The 16067-nt window shown below is 57.7% G+C and carries 22 protein-coding genes; 5 read left to right on the forward strand and 17 right to left on the reverse strand.

Annotated elements, in window-relative coordinates; all coding sequences use genetic code 11:
* Window positions 1-2 precede the first annotated feature (2 nt).
* The 7 genes from AC2FLA_RS16000 to pip all read right to left on the reverse strand — a co-directional run bounded on the left by AC2FLA_RS16000 (window position 3) and on the right by pip (window position 5997).
* Window positions 3-626 carry an RNA-binding protein gene (locus AC2FLA_RS16000; RefSeq protein ID WP_058272981.1) on the reverse strand — a complete coding sequence of 208 codons (624 nt, stop codon included), beginning with the start codon at window positions 624-626 and terminating at the stop codon, window positions 3-5.
* A gap of 22 nt (window positions 627-648) precedes the next feature.
* The gene (gene nusA, locus AC2FLA_RS16005; RefSeq protein ID WP_496723469.1) at window positions 649-2256 is read right to left on the reverse strand and encodes a transcription termination factor NusA; all 1608 of its coding nucleotides are present in this window, start codon (window positions 2254-2256) and stop codon (window positions 649-651) included.
* Window positions 2256-2846 (reverse strand): ribosome maturation factor RimP, encoded by a 591-nt coding sequence (gene rimP, locus AC2FLA_RS16010; protein ID WP_058276577.1) that lies wholly within the window; start codon window positions 2844-2846, stop codon window positions 2256-2258. Before rimP ends, nusA begins: the two co-directional genes overlap by 1 nt.
* Window positions 2847-3010: 164 nt before the next feature.
* Window positions 3011-3181, reverse strand: coding sequence for a hypothetical protein (locus tag AC2FLA_RS16015; protein WP_496723471.1), 171 nt, complete (start codon window positions 3179-3181; stop codon window positions 3011-3013).
* A 9-nt stretch (window positions 3182-3190) separates the two neighbouring features.
* On the reverse strand, window positions 3191-4108 hold the full coding sequence (locus tag AC2FLA_RS16020; RefSeq protein WP_109311266.1) for a hypothetical protein: 918 nt from the start codon (window positions 4106-4108) through the stop codon (window positions 3191-3193).
* A 93-nt stretch (window positions 4109-4201) separates the two neighbouring features.
* Window positions 4202-5023 (reverse strand): ABC transporter substrate-binding protein, encoded by an 822-nt coding sequence (locus AC2FLA_RS16025; protein ID WP_496723473.1) that lies wholly within the window; start codon window positions 5021-5023, stop codon window positions 4202-4204.
* Entirely contained in the window at window positions 5020-5997 is a 978-nt protein-coding gene (pip, locus tag AC2FLA_RS16030) for a prolyl aminopeptidase (protein WP_496723475.1), read from the reverse strand. The genes AC2FLA_RS16025 and pip overlap by 4 nt, the downstream gene beginning before the upstream one ends.
* Before the next feature lie 48 nt (window positions 5998-6045).
* Between pip and ubiG the strand changes: the two genes are divergently transcribed.
* Window positions 6046-6792, forward strand: a complete 747-nt coding sequence (gene ubiG, locus AC2FLA_RS16035) for a bifunctional 2-polyprenyl-6-hydroxyphenol methylase/3-demethylubiquinol 3-O-methyltransferase UbiG (RefSeq protein ID WP_496723477.1) — start codon at window positions 6046-6048, stop codon at window positions 6790-6792.
* 156 nt (window positions 6793-6948) lie between these two features.
* The gene (locus AC2FLA_RS16040; RefSeq protein WP_496723479.1) at window positions 6949-7425 is read left to right on the forward strand and encodes a hypothetical protein; all 477 of its coding nucleotides are present in this window, start codon (window positions 6949-6951) and stop codon (window positions 7423-7425) included.
* A 42-nt stretch (window positions 7426-7467) separates the two neighbouring features.
* Here AC2FLA_RS16040 and AC2FLA_RS16045 read toward each other — a convergent pair whose 3' ends face one another.
* Genes AC2FLA_RS16045 through AC2FLA_RS16060 form a run of 4 tightly spaced genes read right to left on the reverse strand, consistent with a single transcriptional unit; the run spans window position 7468 to window position 9776 of the window.
* Window positions 7468-7908, reverse strand: coding sequence for a MarR family winged helix-turn-helix transcriptional regulator (locus AC2FLA_RS16045; protein WP_282120901.1), 441 nt, complete (start codon window positions 7906-7908; stop codon window positions 7468-7470).
* A 14-nt stretch (window positions 7909-7922) separates the two neighbouring features.
* Window positions 7923-8753 carry a carbon-nitrogen hydrolase family protein gene (locus AC2FLA_RS16050; RefSeq protein WP_496723481.1) on the reverse strand — a complete coding sequence of 277 codons (831 nt, stop codon included), beginning with the start codon at window positions 8751-8753 and terminating at the stop codon, window positions 7923-7925.
* Window positions 8753-9010, reverse strand: a complete 258-nt coding sequence (grxC, locus tag AC2FLA_RS16055; RefSeq protein WP_108861637.1) for a glutaredoxin 3 — start codon at window positions 9008-9010, stop codon at window positions 8753-8755. Before grxC ends, AC2FLA_RS16050 begins: the two co-directional genes overlap by 1 nt.
* A 37-nt stretch (window positions 9011-9047) precedes the next feature.
* Complete coding sequence (locus AC2FLA_RS16060; RefSeq protein WP_496723483.1) at window positions 9048-9776, reverse strand: ComF family protein; 729 nt, start codon at window positions 9774-9776, stop codon at window positions 9048-9050.
* A 16-nt stretch (window positions 9777-9792) separates the two neighbouring features.
* Between AC2FLA_RS16060 and AC2FLA_RS16065 the strand changes: the two genes are divergently transcribed.
* Together AC2FLA_RS16065 and hemH are read left to right on the forward strand one after the other, a co-directional pair.
* The gene (locus tag AC2FLA_RS16065; RefSeq protein ID WP_496723485.1) at window positions 9793-10623 is read left to right on the forward strand and encodes a methyltransferase domain-containing protein; all 831 of its coding nucleotides are present in this window, start codon (window positions 9793-9795) and stop codon (window positions 10621-10623) included.
* Between the two features lie 57 nt (window positions 10624-10680).
* Entirely contained in the window at window positions 10681-11730 is a 1050-nt protein-coding gene (gene hemH, locus AC2FLA_RS16070; RefSeq protein WP_496723487.1) for a ferrochelatase, read from the forward strand.
* A 76-nt stretch (window positions 11731-11806) separates the two neighbouring features.
* Here the strand turns inward: hemH and AC2FLA_RS16075 are convergent, their stop codons facing one another.
* Window positions 11807-11989, reverse strand: coding sequence for a hypothetical protein (locus tag AC2FLA_RS16075; protein ID WP_010442520.1), 183 nt, complete (start codon window positions 11987-11989; stop codon window positions 11807-11809).
* 140 nt (window positions 11990-12129) lie between these two features.
* Window positions 12130-12729: a L,D-transpeptidase gene (locus tag AC2FLA_RS16080; protein WP_109311276.1), complete on the reverse strand. Its 600-nt coding sequence runs from the start codon at window positions 12727-12729 to the stop codon at window positions 12130-12132.
* Between the two features lie 168 nt (window positions 12730-12897).
* On the opposite strand from AC2FLA_RS16080, the gene dalA reads away from it, so the two are divergent.
* On the forward strand, window positions 12898-13413 hold the full coding sequence (gene dalA, locus AC2FLA_RS16085) for a divisome-associated lipoprotein DalA (RefSeq protein WP_282120905.1): 516 nt from the start codon (window positions 12898-12900) through the stop codon (window positions 13411-13413).
* Window positions 13414-13474: 61 nt separating this feature from the next.
* Here the strand turns inward: dalA and AC2FLA_RS16090 are convergent, their stop codons facing one another.
* From AC2FLA_RS16090 to AC2FLA_RS16105, 4 genes are all read right to left on the reverse strand, one after another.
* Complete coding sequence (locus AC2FLA_RS16090; protein ID WP_058273066.1) at window positions 13475-13939, reverse strand: PTS sugar transporter subunit IIA; 465 nt, start codon at window positions 13937-13939, stop codon at window positions 13475-13477.
* A 60-nt stretch (window positions 13940-13999) separates the two neighbouring features.
* Window positions 14000-14563 carry a ribosome hibernation-promoting factor, HPF/YfiA family gene (hpf, locus tag AC2FLA_RS16095; RefSeq protein WP_058273067.1) on the reverse strand — a complete coding sequence of 188 codons (564 nt, stop codon included), beginning with the start codon at window positions 14561-14563 and terminating at the stop codon, window positions 14000-14002.
* Window positions 14564-14816: 253 nt separating this feature from the next.
* Window positions 14817-15575, reverse strand: a complete 759-nt coding sequence (gene lptB / locus AC2FLA_RS16100; RefSeq protein ID WP_058272996.1) for an LPS export ABC transporter ATP-binding protein — start codon at window positions 15573-15575, stop codon at window positions 14817-14819.
* Window positions 15575-16066, reverse strand: coding sequence for an LptA/OstA family protein (locus AC2FLA_RS16105; protein ID WP_058272997.1), 492 nt, complete (start codon window positions 16064-16066; stop codon window positions 15575-15577). Before AC2FLA_RS16105 ends, lptB begins: the two co-directional genes overlap by 1 nt.
* Between the last annotated feature and the right edge of the window lies 1 nt (window position 16067).

Here is a 16067-nt window from a genome sequence, read left to right on the forward strand (position 1 = left end):
TCTTACCCTTCCGCGCGGCCCCTGCCGCCGTCATCCGTTTCGCGCAAGCCACGCAGGCGCTGCGCTTCCTCTACAACACGTTTGGCGAGTCCGCCAGAGGCGAGCGCCGCATGAATCACGGTTTGGCGCCCAAATGCCTGTCCCAGCTCGTCCGCCGTCAGCCAGCCGATGTATGTTCCGAAGTGCGGCGTGCTCAGTTTCGACTTGCCGCGCCCTGATCCATCAGAGGCTTGTATCAGTACCTGGGCCTCTTCCCGGTCCAGCCACGTCTTGACCTTTTCGTAACCGGCGATCGCGTCACCGGATTTGCGCGCAAGGCTCACCAACTCGATCACACGGCGCGCAATCTGACGCTCAACTTCATCCGCGAGATCGTTAGGCACACTGACTTGCGCCTTGAAACCACGTGCAAACAGCTTTTTGCCCACGGCCTTGTCCAGCGCGCTGCGATCCGCCGCGACATAGACGCCACGTCCCGGCAGTTTTGCCGCGACATCCGGAAAGACCTGACCATCCGGCCCCGTCACAAAGCGGATCAACCCATATTTAGGTTGAACCTCGCCCGTGGCGATGCACTTGCGTTCAGGTCCTTCGGACCGATCCTTATGGACGCCACCGCGACCCATTTGCGCCACCCGAAGCCTGAGATCAGGCCTCGGCCTCCTCTTCGGTAACTTCTTCTTCGGCCTGCTCCAACTCAGCAGGATCGACCCAGCCCAGCATGATCCGAGCTGTCATAACCAGATCCTGCGCCTCTTCCAGCGTTACACCGAAAGGTTCCAGAACACCGTCATCTTTGATTCGCTGGCCGTCGACCGTGGTCCAACCACCGGCCAGTTCCCAGTCAGCGCAGGTGGCGAAGTCTTCCAGGTTCTTTACATCGTCCTTGGCCAGCGCTTCAACCATCTGGGGTGTCAGGCCTTCGAATTCAATAAGACTGTCTTCGACACCCAACGCGCGGGCGCTTTCCAACGCTGCCTTGGCCTGTGCTTCCAGGTGTTCGCGCGCCCGTGTTTGCAGCTCTTGCGCGGTGCCTTCGTCAACGCCGTCGATCACCAGCAGTTCTTCGATCTCCACATAGGCTACCTCTTCGAGGTTGGTGAAGCCTTCGGACACCAGCAACTGGGCAAAGAACTCATCCAGATCCAAGCTGTCCATGAACAGCTGGGTGCGGGCTTCGAATTCTTTCTGACGACGCGCCGATTCTTCGGCCTCGGTCATGATGTCGATATCCAGATTGGTCAGCTGGCTAGCCAAACGCACGTTCTGACCGCGGCGACCGATGGCGAGGCTCAACTGCTCCTCAGGAACCACAACCTCAATCTTGCCGGCCTCTTCGTCCAGAACCACCTTGGAAACCTCAGCAGGCTGCAGCGCGTTCACCAGGAAGGTCGGCTGATCTTCGTTCCACGGGATGATATCGATCTTTTCGCCCTGCAGCTCGTTCACAACGGCCTGCACGCGGCTGCCGCGCATACCAACGCAAGCACCAACGGGGTCGATCGAACCGTCATAGGAAATCACGGCGATCTTGGCGCGCGAACCGGGGTCACGAGCCACGGCCTTGACCTCGATAATGCCGTCATAGATTTCCGGCACTTCCATCTTGAACAGCTCGGCCATGAATTCCGGCGCGGTGCGCGACAGGAAGATCTGGTGGCCACGAACTTCGCGACGCACTTCCTTGATATACGCACGCACACGGTCATTCGGACGATAGCTTTCGCGACCGATCTTGTCATTGCGGCGCAGAACGGCCTCGGCACCGCCCAGATCGACGATGACATTGCCAAACTCTTCGCGCTTGACCGCACCGTTGATGATGGTGCCTGCACGATCCTTGAAATCTTCGTACTGACGGTCACGCTCAGCTTCGCGAACCTTCTGCAGGATCACCTGCTTTGCGGATTGCGCCGCGATACGGCCCATTTCAACTGGCGGCACTTCTTCAACGAAGACGTCACCAACCGAAGGCGTTTCCATATACTGTTTGGCCTGCTCGACGGTCATCTCGGCCTGATAGTTTTCCAGCTCTTCATCCTCGACCACGGTGCGAACGCGGGTGAATGTCGCTTTGCCGGTCTTGCGATCGATGCTGACGCGGATGTCCATCTCGGCGCCGTAACGGCTCTTGGCGGCACGGGCGAGCGATTCTTCCATCGCTTCGACAACCAGACCGGGGTCGATCATCTTTTCGCGGGCCACGGCCTCGGCGGTCTGCAGCAGCTCCAGCTGGTTGGCTGAGGTGATTGCCATCAGTTCGTCTCCTCTTCGGACCCTTCGGTCTCAATCTCGTCGAAAGCGTTTTCGTTCAGGGCACCGGCGTCTTTGCGCTGGCGCAGCATTTCCTTGATCAGGTCGTCGGTCAGGACCAGTTTGGCGTCGCTCAGCCAGTCGAATTGCAGTCCGATGGTGATCGTCTCGTCCCCCTCGGCGAGATTGATCAGGACCTCATCGCCTTCGATTCCGGCCAGCTCACCCTTAAAACGGCGGCGCCCGTCGATCAGTTCGGCGGTTTCGATCTTGGCCTCATACCCTTCGAACGCCTCAAAATCCTTGAGACGGGTCAGGGGGCGGTCGATGCCGGGGCTGGACACTTCCAGCGCATAGGCGTCAAGGATCGGATCCTCGACATCCAACGTGGCGCTGACCGCGTTCGAAATCTCGGCGCAATCATCCACTTCGATACCGCCATCAGGCTTGTCAGCCATGATCTGCAGCGTGGTTTGTTTGCCGCTCATCAGGCGAATACGCACAAGCTCATACCCCAGATCCTCGATCACGGGGGTGATGATCTCGGCCAGTCGCCGGTCGATGGCTGCTTTGGCTATCAGGTCATTTGTCATCTGGTACTCTACCCTGTCAGTCGGGCACAAAAAAACGGGCGCGCGGCCCGTCGATCTTTTCCGGTGGAGCCCCGGACCGAAGCCCGACACGCCGCTGTTAACGGCCATATAGCCAAGCGACTGCAAGATTGCAAGCCCAAGCGCCAGGATGGGCAATCACAATATCAGTCTGACAGAATCCACTCGCCATTTTCACACAGGTAAGGACCAACGCGGTCCCCGTCTTCGTAGACCTCGCCGTCAAACAGGCATTGACGTCCCTGGGCATGTGCCACGCCTGACAGGGCGACGGTCACAAGTGCAATAATGGCAGCGAGAACAGCAAGTTTATTCATGGAAAGCTCCTATTCCGCCGAAGATGCAAAAAGCGCAGGCTGCGTGTTGCGCGGGTAGATAATCACCGAAAGAGTGCCCCTGCCCTGAAACTGCTCGGCATTCGCCGTCCGCGGCGGGAAGAGTTGATCAAAGGCCACTCGGTTCAGCCCCAGCTTCATTTCTGAACCCGACAAAAACTCGAACGGTGTCCGCGCGGCGCAGGCATGAAAAACAGGATCTTGCCGCACCGTGAACTGACGCATGATATTGGATGACCCGCCGGTCGGTTTGATCAGGACGGTAATCCCCGGTTTCAAAAAACTGTCGGGGCAGGTGTACACCATCGGTTTTTCGTTCCCATTTGCGTCATGCAACAACACGCCCTCGGCCGTTACCTCGTGCTTGAAGGGGCTGAACACGGTCTCTTGCTGAATGAAGTTCGTGTAAAGCGTCGCAAATAGCTGGCTGTCACCACGCGGTTCGGACTTTATACCCTCGTACAGATCAGCGATCGCCTGCCACATCCGTGAATCCGCCCCACGCAATGTTCCGGGCAGCGAAAACGGACCTTCCAGATCATACAGCACGTCGCGCAGCCCGGCCGACAGGGGATCCTCCTTTTCCAGCCCTCTAATTTCGTGAACCAGATCCGAATCGTTCAACGCATAGTAACCATGCGACTTCAGCGTGCGGGTCAGAGCCCGCATATCGGACAGTTTCCGCGCTGTCGTCTCTGCACTATCTTCGGGGTTCGCCTCTACGGCCTCAAAACCCTTGTCCAGCAACTGGGTCAGCGACTGCCCTTCGCGGGCATCCAGCTCTATCGTCCCGTTTTTGCTGACTTTTACGGTAACGTCTTTACCTGATTTCAGGGCAAACACCGCAACAACCGCCAATGCTACGGACAAAATGGAAATTGATATATTCTTTAAGCTTTCAACCCTCATGGGAATTCTCCCATTTTCGAAACAATTAAGCTAATACAGCGCGTACAATAGCAAAATTTTGCACAAAGTAGAAGTCAGGCGAATTTTCGGCGTTTAAATCAACCACCAACGCTCGGCAACGCGGCCATCATCCAGGGGGCGATCCGTTCCGATCTGACGGGGCATGCCGACATGCCCTACTACAGCCAGCGCCATATCGGATTCGCTTGGAAAAAAGCGCAATCCGCGGTGCGGGCTGAACCCTTCGCCCTGCGGCAGTGCCGCGATATCCACAAAGCCGTCTCGCAGCGCCTCGGTACGCACGCGAGCGTCGGGAATCACGATAACTTCCAGGGTTTCGGCCCAGCCAGCCAATCCATCCTTGTAATGGCCGGAAACACGGCGCCCAAGGAAGTGGCGATCATCCTCCGCCCGTTCAACACGGTAGCATCCGGTGCCGTTCGCGGTCTGCAAAGGCGAGACACCTTCCCCGTTGCGCGTGATGACGAACCTGCTGTCGGCCAAAAGGAAGGGTAGACCCGGGTTGGCCTGAGCCAACTCCAGACGCACGCGATTATCTGACAAGGCGTCGACCTGCCCGACATCGCCCAGAACCGCCATCACATCCCTTACATCAAGGACCGCGCCATCGTGAAAACGAGCGTTCTCGCGCAGATCAAAGCTCCAGATGCGGGCTTGGGAATCAGTTTGCCAACCGGTCGCAAGCTCTCCGCGCAGGGTGCCGTCGGGTGCAATCTCGGTCAGGGTGTCGAACACGGCCCCACGGGCAACCTGCTCCAAACTGTCATCGCGGGGCACGGCAAGGCGCAGCGTACCACCCACTTTGGGCGTATCGGCTAAAGACGCACCGGTCGCCGCGAGCAGAGCGGCAGCAGCACCGGAAGCAAACAAAGCACGACGGTCGATGCGGGTCATACTGCGCCCTCCGCCACGCGGTCCATGATGCGAACCAATTCCGCGCTAATTCCGGGTTCGGACAGCGCATGCCCGGCCTGACGCACCATCTTCAGCTCGGCATTGGGCCATAGCTGGGCAAGGTTCCACGCGGCCTGAGGCGGACAGATCATGTCATACCGCCCCTGCACGATATGGCCGGGGATATGTGCGATTCTGTCCATCTGGTCCAGAATCTGCCCGTCCCGTTCAAGGAACGCGCGGTTGATGAAATAGTGATTCTCAAGCCGCGCAAAGGCGCGCGCGTATTCGCCGGGGCTTTCCCCGGTTGCGCCATGTGAATGGATTGAGGCCAGCGCATTTTCCCAACTGGACCAGGCCCGGGCATACAGGATCTCGGTCGCGCGATCCCCCGAGAACAGGCGCTTGTTAAATGCGCCTATGGTGTCACTCAGCTCATTGTCGGACAGAAGAGCGGTGAACTTCGCCCATTGCTCGGGCCAAAACTTTCCCGCGCCGCCGCCGTAAAACCAATCCAACTCGGCCTGCGTCGCCAGGAACACACCGCGCAGCACCAGGCGATTGACCCGATCCGGGTGGGACTGCGCATAGACCAGCGCAAGCGTCGCCCCCCAGCTGCCGCCAAAGACAATCCAGTCGTCGATATCCAGCAGGGTTCGCAGACGTTCGATATCGTCCACCAGATCCCAAGTGGTGTTGTCCGTGACCGACGCATGCGGGCGTGACCGTCCGCATCCGCGCTGATCAAACAGAATCACCCGGTAAACGTCCGGATCAAAATAGCGCCGCATGGCGGGGCTGCAGCCACCGCCCGGCCCACCGTGCAGAATCACCACCGGAATGCCGTTGGGATTGCCGCATTGTTCCATATAGATACGGTGTCCGTCGCCCACATCGACCATACGCTGATCGAAAGGATCGATCGGCGGGTACAGATATTGAACTGCGCGCTTTTGGTCCGGGTACTTGTCCATTATGGCCCTATATAGTCCTTAAGCGTAAAAGAGCATACGGAGACAGGAATGCAAGCGCATCCGAACACGGTTGACCCTTCTGAGATCGCAAAATTCGAAGCGATGGCTGCGGAATGGTGGGATCCTCACGGAAAATTCAAACCGTTGCACATGCTGAACCCCTGTCGGCTGGATTATATCACACAGCAGATCGCGGGCGAATTCGATCGCGATTTGAAGTCGCCAAAGCCGTTCGAGGGCCTGCGTTTGCTGGATATCGGCTGCGGCGGCGGGCTGCTGAGCGAACCGATGGCCCGCCTTGGGGCCGAAGTGGTCGGAGCGGATGCCGCCGAAGGCAACCTGCCCGTCGCGCGCATCCACGCGGAACAAACCGGGCTGGAGATCGACTACCGCCACACCACTGCCGAGGACATGGCCGCCGCAGGTGAACAGTTCGACGTGGTGCTGAACATGGAGGTGGTAGAGCACGTGGCCGACCCCCTTGGCTTTCTGACCGCATCGCAAGACTTGCTGAAACCGGGCGGATTGCTGATCTGCTCGACCATCAACCGCAATCCGAAATCCTATGCCATGGCCATTTTCGGGGCCGAGGTCGTCATGCGCTGGCTGCCGCGCGGCACCCATGAGTGGAATAAGTTCATCACCCCCGATGAGCTGTTCGACCTGCTGCGTCAGGCCGGGCTGGACCCTGTGGACCGCAAAGGCTTCGTGTTCAACCCGATTCTGTGGAGCTGGTCGATCTCGGACCGGGACTTGAGCGTGAACTATGTGACGGCGAGTGTGAAACCGGGGTGAGCACATAATCTGGGCTTAGGGTGGAGATTTAACCCATCCTAACCAAAGCTCACAAGAATTGCCTTTTCGACTCAAAAGCAATCAAAATTGACAAACATCAATTTCTACGCTTTGCATCGTGTTGATATTTCGCGATGATTCTTAGTAGGGCAACCAATGAACTTTCTCCACCTATTCGCCACGTTGTCAGTGGTGACCATTGTAGGCGCATGCGCTTCTTCAACGACAACTCGACTCGCTCAAAACATCGTACGAATTGATGTTAGCGCCGCTCCAGCCTGCGGCTCGACTGGCGCAAGAAAACTGGTTTCAAGAATGGCTGCGGTCGAAACCATTCGCTTGGGTTACGACAAGTATCTTATCGCAGCGATGGATTCTGAGAATAATGTTCGCATTGTCGGGGCCAACTACAACACGACCGGAACTCTAAACACGTTTGGAAACACCGGCACCTATTCCGGGCACACTACTGCGACACCAATCATCGGCGGTACGCAAGATGCAGCCGTTGTTGCCGTTATGTTCAAGAAAAACGATCTAGAAGCTGCAAACGCAATTGATGCAAGAACCACTTTAGGCACCAATTGGGCCGAAGTTGTCGCCAAGGGCAAACCGAATACTTGTTTAAAGTGATGAACGGCGAAGGTTAATAGGGACGTCGTTAAGCACCGACCCCTATTCCCCCTCCAACTGCAACCTCAAATCCCGCAACACGGGCAGCGTGCTGCGGACGCGCTCCAGCCCCAACTCTCCGACCACGCGGTTGATCAGCGGAGCGATTGACGTAATCGCTTGGTCCCGCGCCCTGCGACCGGCAGGGCTGATCGCCACCATCTTGCGGCGGGCATCATCCCAGTCGGGGCGGATGTGGATGTATCCGGCCCATTCCAGCTTGGCCAAGGTGTTCGTCATCGCGCCACGGGTGACGTGGAACGTATCAGCCAATTGCGCCGGGCTACGCTCGTTCCCGACAAAGACCAGATGGTTGAGCACCGAGAAATGCGAAATCTCCATACCCTTGGGCAGCACCCGGCTAAGCCGATTACGCAATAGCTGGTCGGCGGTCAGGATTTCGCTGAACAGCGTGACCGCAAGGGCATTGTGTTCGTCAGTCATGGTCCGGTTCTGGATCAGGGTCCGTCAAAGCGACGGACGTGAGTCAACGAGGGCACCCGACGGCGCGCCTCAGACACAGAACTATCATGCATATCGAAAATGTGAATGCCCGGATCGGTCCCTGCGTCGATGACGACCTCGCCCCAGGGGGCGACAACCATGCTGTGGCCATAGGTATAGCGCGTCTTGCCGCGGGTCTTAGGGTGTTCGCCAGTTTGTGCGGGGGCCAGAACCCAACAGCCGGTCTCAATCGCCCGGGCGCGCAGCAACGATTCCCAATGGGCGGCCCCCGTGACCGGCGAAAACGCGGCCGGAACCGTCAGGATTCGCGCCCCTGCTTGCGCCAGTGCGGCATAGAGCGCCGGAAACCGGACATCATAGCAGACGGTCATGCCAACCTTGCCAAAATCGGTGTCGGCAATCACAGCCTTGCCGCCGGGGCGGTAATTTTTGGATTCGCGGAAGGTCTCGGTCTCGGTGACCTGCACGTCGAACATATGGATCTTGTCATACCGCGCCACGATCTGCCCTTGCGGGTCGATCATAAAAGACCGGTTGGCAAACCGGCCGTCCGCATCATGGGTTTTGATCGCCAAAGACCCGATCAGCAGCCAAACACCCAGCGCGGCGGCCTGATCCTGCAGGCCGACCAGCGATTGGTCATCTTCTTCGTGCTGCAGGACTTCTCGCTGTCGCGTGGTGCTGGTGGACACGCAGTTCGTCACCTCGGGCGTCAGGATGAACCGCGCGCCTTGTGCCGCCGCCTCGGCCATCATGGCGCGCACCCTGTCCAGATTTTCGGCCGGATCGTCCGACGAGGTGATTTGCAGCAGCGCGGTCTTCATCAGGCTGCGAGCAGGCGATCCAGCTTGCCCTGACGCTCCAGCTCATACAGTTCGTCACAGCCGCCCACGTGCTGCGCACCGATAAAGATCTGTGGCACGGTTCGTTTGCCACCGGCGCGCTGGATCATCTCGGGCTTGCGCTTGGGGTGCATAAGCACGTCGACTTCCTTGAATTCGACGCCTTTCTGTTTCAGCAAGCGTTTGGCCGCGTGACAAAAGCCGCAGAGCGGCGAGGTGTAGATTTCTACCGGTTTCATATTCCGTACCTTCGCGTTTCGCATAATCTTGGGCGAATTAGGCATCCTTGGCAACGCGCGCTAGGGTCAACACGGAAATATGATTTGCTCCGGATGCACGGCAGACACGCGCGCAAGCCGCCAGTGTTGCGCCGGACGTCATCACATCATCCACCAGCAGAATATCGCGGCCTCGCAAGCGGTCTTGCCGCTTTGGATGGGCGATGATCGAGCTTTTAAGAATTTCAGCCCGCTCTGCCGCTGTTTTGCCATCCAGCACAGGCGTCTTTCGGTGGCGAAGCAAAAGGTCCGGGCACACCTCAAGCCCCGTCTCTTTCCCAAGGTGCTGCGCCAAAAGGGCGGACTGGTTGTACCGCCGTTTCAACAATCGGGACCAGTGCAAAGGCACCGGTGCAAGCAGCATACCCTCGCGGAACAGTTCTTGCCCTGCCCACGCCAGCCAGTGTGCGGCGGGGCGCGCCAGTTCGGGCCTGTCACCATGTTTTAAGGCCAGCACCAGCGACCGCGCTTTGCCATCGTACAAAAGAGCCGAACGCCCATCTTGCCAGGGGCGCGGCGTAGCCAAGCAATCGTCGCACTCAATCCGGTGACCGTCTGAAACCCCCGGTAACGGCACCCCGCAGCTATCGCAAACAACTCCTCCGATAAAGGGCGTCTCGCGCCAGCAGGGCCCACACAGCCCGAAATCCGATTCGGTCAGGTCCCCGCATCCCAGACAGCGCGGCGGATAGATCAGCGCGACAGCGGTTTGAATCCGGTGCCACATGCGATAATTGCGCCCTATGAAACTGCCTGAGTCCAATTCACCCTCTTTGTTTGATCGCCAGGTCCTTACCCGGCACCGCGCCCGCGCGAAGGATGAGGCCCTGTTCCTGCACCGTGCCGCTGTGGACGAAGTGCAGGATCGGCTCTCCATGGTTAACAAAACCTTTACGGCCCCGGCGATCGTGACGCCGTTTGCGCATATCTGGCAGGACGTTCTGCCCGGGACGCGGATCGTTGCGGATGATGAGGTCCTGGCCCTGACCCCCGGCGCGCATGATTTGGTCATCCACGCCATGGCGCTGCATTGGGCCAATGATCCCGTCGGGCAACTGATCCAATGTCGCCGTGCTCTGCCCCCCGACGGGTTGCTGTTGGTCGTGTGTCTGGGTGGAGAAACCCTGCACGAATTGCGCGCCGCATTGGGACAGGCCGAAATCGAAGTGACCGGAGGCCTCAGCCCCCGTATCGTCCCGATGGCCGAGCTGCGCGATCTTGGCGGGTTGCTGCAACGGGCGGGGTTTGCGCTGCCGGTCGCCGACACCGCGCGCCTGACGGCGGAATACCGCGACATGCAGCACCTGATGCATGACCTGCGCGCCATGGGTGAGACCAACAGCCTGTCCGGGCGCATGAAACAACCCACCAAGCGACAGGTCTTTACCCGCGCACAGCAGGTCTATGCCGACAACTTCTCAACGCCCGGGGGGCGGTTGGCCGCCACCTATGAATTGATCTGCCTGACCGGCTGGTCGCCCGATGACAGCCAACAGAAACCATTGCGCCCCGGATCAGCCAAAACCCGGCTTGCGGATGCGCTGGGCACAAAAGAAGGTAAACTGTCCAATTGACGACCGGGCTTTTCCGGTTATCTCAGGCCAGTACAGAGAAATCTCAGGAAGCATCAGATGTTTGACGCCACTCGCCCCGATCATGCCGCCGCAGACCATCCAAAGGTCAAAATGGGCCGCGTCGGCATTCTGCTGGCCAATCTCGGTACGCCGGATCACTACAGCTATTGGCCGATGCGCCGGTATCTGAATGAGTTTTTGTCGGACCAGCGCGTAATCGACTATCCCAAGTGGAAGTGGCAGCCAATTCTGCAAGGCATCATCCTGTCCAAGCGTCCGTTCAGCTCGGGTGAGGCCTACAAGTCGATCTGGAACCATGACAAGGGCGAAAGCCCGCTGATGACGATCACCAAAGACCAGACAGCCAAGTTGCGCGATGCGATGCAAGAACGGTATGGCGATCAGGTGATGGTCGATTTCTGCATGCGCTACGGCAATCCCTCAACCAAATCCAAAGTACGTGAAATGGTGGCCGCGGGCTGTGATCGAATTCTGTTCTTCCCGCTCTACCCGCAATATGCGGGCGCGACCACGGCAACGGCCAATGACCAGTTCTTCCGCGCGTTGATGGACGAAGCCTGGCAACCTGCGTCTCGCACCGTTCCAGCCTATTTCGACGAGCTTGCTTATATCGACGCTTTGGCCGGGTCAGTGGAAAAAGCCTATGCGGCGCTGGAGACCAAACCGGATGTCCTGGTCTGTTCCTATCACGGCATGCCAGAGCGCTATTTGCAGCAGGGCGACCCGTATCATTGCCAATGCGCGAAAACGAGCCGATTGCTGAAGGAACGGCTGGGTTGGTCGGACGATCAGCTGGTCTCGACCTTCCAATCGCGATTCGGTCCCGAGGAATGGCTGAAACCCTATACCGTCGAGCACGTGGCAGAGTTGGCGCGGCAGGGAAAGAAGAACATCGCGGTAATCGCACCGGCGTTTTCTGCCGATTGCATCGAGACGCTGGAAGAGATCAACGAAGAGATCAAGGAAAGCTTTGAAGAGGCCGGCGGTCAGACCTTTACCTATATCCCCTGCCTCAATGACGATGATTCGCACATTGGCGCACTGGGCAAGGTAATCGAAGACAATCTGAAGGGCTGGCTCGACTGACCATTTCCCATCATCAAGAAATGAAAAAAGGCGGTGGATCGCTCCACCGCCTTTTCTCTAGATTTAGCTCGTCAAATTAGCTTGCTGCAACAGCTGCGGCAACTACGACCAGCAGGATCAGCGGCAGGATGATACCCTGCGACGAACCCTGAGTTTCCTCTACAACAACCGGTGCTTCAACAACCGGCTCTTCCAGGTTACCGGCATAAGCGGTCGAAGCAGCAGCAGTCAATGCAGCGGCGAGAACGAGTTTTTTCATATTAACCTCCAGAGTTTGCACGGCTCCATCAATCGGATCCGCACACCTAAGACTTACCTCGTGGTTTTTTTCTAATCAGCTATATGACTGGAATGCAATTGCAACTTGAGCCACAAGCGGGTTCGTGCGCGAAAATGTCGTCAAATAAGCAACACTTGCGTGCCGACCTTCGCCATCGAGAACAGCTCAGCGATATCTTCGTTGAACAGGCCGATGCATCCGTTCGACGACCGGCGACCAATTTTGCGCGTGTCATGCGTTCCGTGAATCCGGTAGTATTTCCAACTCAGGTATAAAGCATGTGTTCCCAATGGGTTATCAGGGCCCGGCGGAATATGATCCGGCCATTCGGGATTTCGTTTCTTCATAGAAGGTGTCGGTGACCAACTAGGACCTTCAACTTTGCGGATGACGCTGGTGCGGCCCCGGCGGGTCAATTCTTCGGTCAGCGGAACGGATGAGGGGTAGAGTTTGTAAACAGATTGATCATCTGACCAATAATGCAGCGCTCGAGACACCGTATCGACCAGAATGGCCCCATTTCTCGTATTCGAGAAATAAGGCTGCCAATCTAGGGCGCGGAACCCCGAGACATTGCGACGCACGTCTGGCTCGGCCTCGGGTGCTGGGCGCAGTGGGTCACCTGGAATGTACTGGGCAATCGCCGGCGATGCCAGCAGGGCCGAAGCACCGGCCAGAAATCCTCGGCGGCTAGATGAATGAATGGGTTTCTTGACCATAGTGACCGGTCCTTTGCGAAAGATGTCCTGAAATTTTACGTATTTTATTGCCAGAATGCGTCAATCGCAAATCAAACCGGCAGAAACATGCAAGAATCAGCCATTGCAGGTTTGCCGAAGGCTGCATAGCACGCTATGCCGTATGTCGACACAATAATCAGGTCGATCATGACGCGTATTATCACATTACTGTTTCTTTGCTTTGTTGCGCTGGCTGCATGTACCCCAAGCAGCACCCCAACTTACGGATCAGATGGCCGTCCACTGCCGTCGGTTTATAAGATTCGCGGCAACCCCGAAAAGCTCCAGTTCCGTATGCTGGATTCGGTAAATGCCTTGCGCCAGGCTCAGGGTTTGCAGGCGGTGCAGCTGAACTCGCAGCTGAATGCTGCGGCCGCGACCCACTCTAAGGACATGGCGCGCCAGAACCGCCCATGGCACTTCGGTTCGGACGGATCGTCGCCCATAGATCGCGCGCAACGCGTCGGTTATTACGGGACTTTCCTGGGTGAGGCGATCTCGGAAACCTATGAGACCGAAACCGAAACCTTGGCCGCCTGGATGCAGGAACCTGGCCCCCGAGCCGTGATCATGGACCCCAAAGCATCACAAATGGGCTTTTCCTGGCATCAGGAAGGTGGCGGGAAAATCTGGTGGACACTGGAAATGGGAGCAGGCGGGTAACCAAAAGCCGCCTCGAAGAAAAAAGCCCCCGGCTTTCGGGGGCTTTTTTATTTCAGCTAGGTCAGGCGGCCTGCATGGACTGCGCTTCGGTCAGAATTGCGTAGAGCTTGACCGGATCAGGGTTGGCCCGCAGCTTTGTGCAAACTGACGTGTCGCGCAGTGTACGGGACACCAGCGCAAGCGCCTTAAGGTGATCGACACCCGCCTCTTCCGGCGCAAAAAGTGCAAATGCGATGTCCACCGGCTGCCGGTCGACCGATCCAAAATCAATCGGTTTTTCGAGCATTACAAACACACCCGAGACACTGTCCAGATCTGTCAGTCGAGCGTGCGGCAAGGCGACACCGTGTCCAACCCCGGTCGGTCCAAGGCTTTCGCGTTCCAGCAAGCAATCGACGACAGTCTGCGCATCCAGGTGCAAAGTCCCGGCAGCAACATCGCCAATTTCCTGAAACAACCGCTTCTTACTAGAAGCGGCGGACAACACACGTACTGCTTCGGGCTTTAATATGCTCGAAAGCTCCATCATCACGCTCCACGGCGGGGCCCCTGCAATTGCAGGGGCGTGCCTTGCTAGTCTTGCCTGTTACGGATCAATCCAGCCGATGTTACCGTCCTCGCGACGGTACACGACATTCAATCCGTCCTTGTTTTCGTTTCGGAACACAAGCACCGGCGCACCGGCAAGTTCCATCTGCATGACCGCCTCTCCAACACTCAGCGATGGGATCTTGGTTTCCATCTCAGCCACGATCATGGGCTGCAGAGTATCGGGCTCGTCAGCCGTCTCCGATTCGTCAGAGGCGAGGATATAAGACGACGCTCCGAAGAGTTCAACAGGCTCGGACCGATCCTTGTGGTGGTCCTTCAGTCTGCGCTTATAACGGCGCAGTTGCGTTTCCATCTTGTCGCAGCATCCCTCAAACGCCGCGTAAATCTCGGTTGCGTGTGCCTTGGCCTGAGCGGTCAGACCAGTGGAAAGATGCACTGTGGTTTCGCATACATATTCATGCGCTGAACGGGAAAAGACGACGTTGGCATCTGTCGGACGTTGGGCATATTTGCCCACGACCTCACCCAGTTCGGTCTGCACATGAGTCTGCAGGGCCGCACCGATGTCGATCTGTTTTCCGCTGATTTGGTAACGCATGTGATCTCCTTCACAATTCACACCCATTTCTGACGTCACGTAATGCAACGCGCTTGTTTTTATCGGGTGGGGGACATCGGCAAATCCTGCGGTAACCGCACCGGCCCCCCTTCCAGGAAGGGGCGTCGTGATCCAGTCGGGAACCGAAGAAATGCCATAGTCCAATTGAGGCAAGAGACGGCGGGAGAGTCAATCAAAACAGGCGTGTATATACGTGATTTCCGCTATGCGCCCGGCGAAAATCTGCGCAAGCTCATGAAATACGGAAGTTTTCGCCCAGGTAAACCCGGCGCACGTTTTCATTTTCGACCACTTCATCGGGTGTGCCGGACATCAGGACTTGACCGTCATGCAGGATGTAGGCACGATCCACGATCTCTAGAGTTTCGCGCACGTTGTGATCGGTGATCAACACGCCGATTCCACGCTTTTTCAGGTCCGCAACCAGGTGGCGGATATCCCCGACGCTGATCGGGTCGACCCCCGCAAAGGGTTCATCCAACAACAGATATTTCGGATCTGCTGCCAAACAACGCGCGATCTCGACCCGGCGGCGTTCACCGCCCGACAGGGCCAGCGCGGGTGCGCGGCGCAGGTGTTCGATCGAGAAGTCGGACAACAGCTCTTCCAGCCGCTCTTTTCGGCGGTGGGCGTGGTTGACGGTGATATCCAGAACGGCGGCGATGTTGTCCTCGACACTCATGCCACGGAAAATCGACATCTCTTGCGGCAGATATCCGATCCCAAGACGTGCGCGGCGATACATAGGCAGCGTTGTGACAACCTGACCGTCAATCGTAACAGTGCCCGCCTCAGGAAACACAAGGCCTGCGACCGAATAGAATGTGGTGGTCTTGCCTGACCCGTTCGGACCCAGCAACGCCACGACCTCGGATCGGCCCAAGGTCATGGAAACGTCACGGATCACTGTCTTTTTTCGGTAAGACTTGCGAAGTTTTTCGATTTTCAGACCAGAGGCACCTTCGGCCACCGTCAGGTTTGGCTGAGCCATCAGTTGGCCCCCTGCTGCAGGATGGTCTTCACGTTGCCTGTCATCGTTGCTTTGCCGGTGGTCAGGTTGGCGTTCATCTGGTCGCCGCTGATCGTGCTTGGCCCCTGCAACAGCAGAACGTTGCCCTTCATGACGATCTCACCTGAATCGATGGTATATTCCGCCCAGTCGCCCTCGGCAGCATCCGGAGGGCTGACCAGAATCACATCCTCGGTCGCTTCCATCCGTTCGATGCCTGAACGGTCTTCGTTATAGATGACAAGCACGCGTTCCGCCGTCAGACGCATTTCGCCCTGAATGACGATCACGTTGCCCAGAAACTCGGCCGAGCCGTCTTCCTGATTTACGTTCAGCTTTTCCGAGGTCACCTCGACCGGCAGGCTTGGGTCGGCATTAGCCGAACCGAAAGCAACCTGAGTTTCCTGCGCTGTCGCAGATATCGCACCAGTTACCAGAGCAGCGCTTACAAGGGCTAATCGAAAATAGAACACA

The sequence above is a fragment of the Ruegeria sp. CDSA033 genome, from assembly GCF_059612305.1.

What these genes read in the sequence shown, in the direction of transcription:
- AC2FLA_RS16000 (WP_058272981.1), bottom strand. Translation starts at nt 626, where the DNA reads ATGGGTCGCGGTGGCGTCCATAAGGATCGGTCCGAAGGACCTGAACGC.
- nusA (WP_496723469.1), bottom strand. Translation starts at nt 2,256, where the DNA reads ATGGCAATCACCTCAGCCAACCAGCTGGAGCTGCTGCAGACCGCCGAG.
- rimP (WP_058276577.1), bottom strand. Translation starts at nt 2,846, where the DNA reads ATGACAAATGACCTGATAGCCAAAGCAGCCATCGACCGGCGACTGGCC.
- AC2FLA_RS16015 (WP_496723471.1), bottom strand. Translation starts at nt 3,181, where the DNA reads ATGAATAAACTTGCTGTTCTCGCTGCCATTATTGCACTTGTGACCGTC.
- AC2FLA_RS16020 (WP_109311266.1), bottom strand. Translation starts at nt 4,108, where the DNA reads ATGAGGGTTGAAAGCTTAAAGAATATATCAATTTCCATTTTGTCCGTA.
- AC2FLA_RS16025 (WP_496723473.1), bottom strand. Translation starts at nt 5,023, where the DNA reads ATGACCCGCATCGACCGTCGTGCTTTGTTTGCTTCCGGTGCTGCTGCC.
- pip (WP_496723475.1), bottom strand. Translation starts at nt 5,997, where the DNA reads ATGGACAAGTACCCGGACCAAAAGCGCGCAGTTCAATATCTGTACCCG.
- ubiG (WP_496723477.1), top strand. Translation starts at nt 6,046, where the DNA reads ATGCAAGCGCATCCGAACACGGTTGACCCTTCTGAGATCGCAAAATTC.
- AC2FLA_RS16040 (WP_496723479.1), top strand. Translation starts at nt 6,949, where the DNA reads ATGAACTTTCTCCACCTATTCGCCACGTTGTCAGTGGTGACCATTGTA.
- AC2FLA_RS16045 (WP_282120901.1), bottom strand. Translation starts at nt 7,908, where the DNA reads ATGACTGACGAACACAATGCCCTTGCGGTCACGCTGTTCAGCGAAATC.
- AC2FLA_RS16050 (WP_496723481.1), bottom strand. Translation starts at nt 8,753, where the DNA reads ATGAAGACCGCGCTGCTGCAAATCACCTCGTCGGACGATCCGGCCGAA.
- grxC (WP_108861637.1), bottom strand. Translation starts at nt 9,010, where the DNA reads ATGAAACCGGTAGAAATCTACACCTCGCCGCTCTGCGGCTTTTGTCAC.
- AC2FLA_RS16060 (WP_496723483.1), bottom strand. Translation starts at nt 9,776, where the DNA reads ATGTGGCACCGGATTCAAACCGCTGTCGCGCTGATCTATCCGCCGCGC.
- AC2FLA_RS16065 (WP_496723485.1), top strand. Translation starts at nt 9,793, where the DNA reads ATGAAACTGCCTGAGTCCAATTCACCCTCTTTGTTTGATCGCCAGGTC.
- hemH (WP_496723487.1), top strand. Translation starts at nt 10,681, where the DNA reads ATGTTTGACGCCACTCGCCCCGATCATGCCGCCGCAGACCATCCAAAG.
- AC2FLA_RS16075 (WP_010442520.1), bottom strand. Translation starts at nt 11,989, where the DNA reads ATGAAAAAACTCGTTCTCGCCGCTGCATTGACTGCTGCTGCTTCGACC.
- AC2FLA_RS16080 (WP_109311276.1), bottom strand. Translation starts at nt 12,729, where the DNA reads ATGGTCAAGAAACCCATTCATTCATCTAGCCGCCGAGGATTTCTGGCC.
- dalA (WP_282120905.1), top strand. Translation starts at nt 12,898, where the DNA reads ATGACGCGTATTATCACATTACTGTTTCTTTGCTTTGTTGCGCTGGCT.
- AC2FLA_RS16090 (WP_058273066.1), bottom strand. Translation starts at nt 13,939, where the DNA reads ATGGAGCTTTCGAGCATATTAAAGCCCGAAGCAGTACGTGTGTTGTCC.
- hpf (WP_058273067.1), bottom strand. Translation starts at nt 14,563, where the DNA reads ATGCGTTACCAAATCAGCGGAAAACAGATCGACATCGGTGCGGCCCTG.
- lptB (WP_058272996.1), bottom strand. Translation starts at nt 15,575, where the DNA reads ATGGCTCAGCCAAACCTGACGGTGGCCGAAGGTGCCTCTGGTCTGAAA.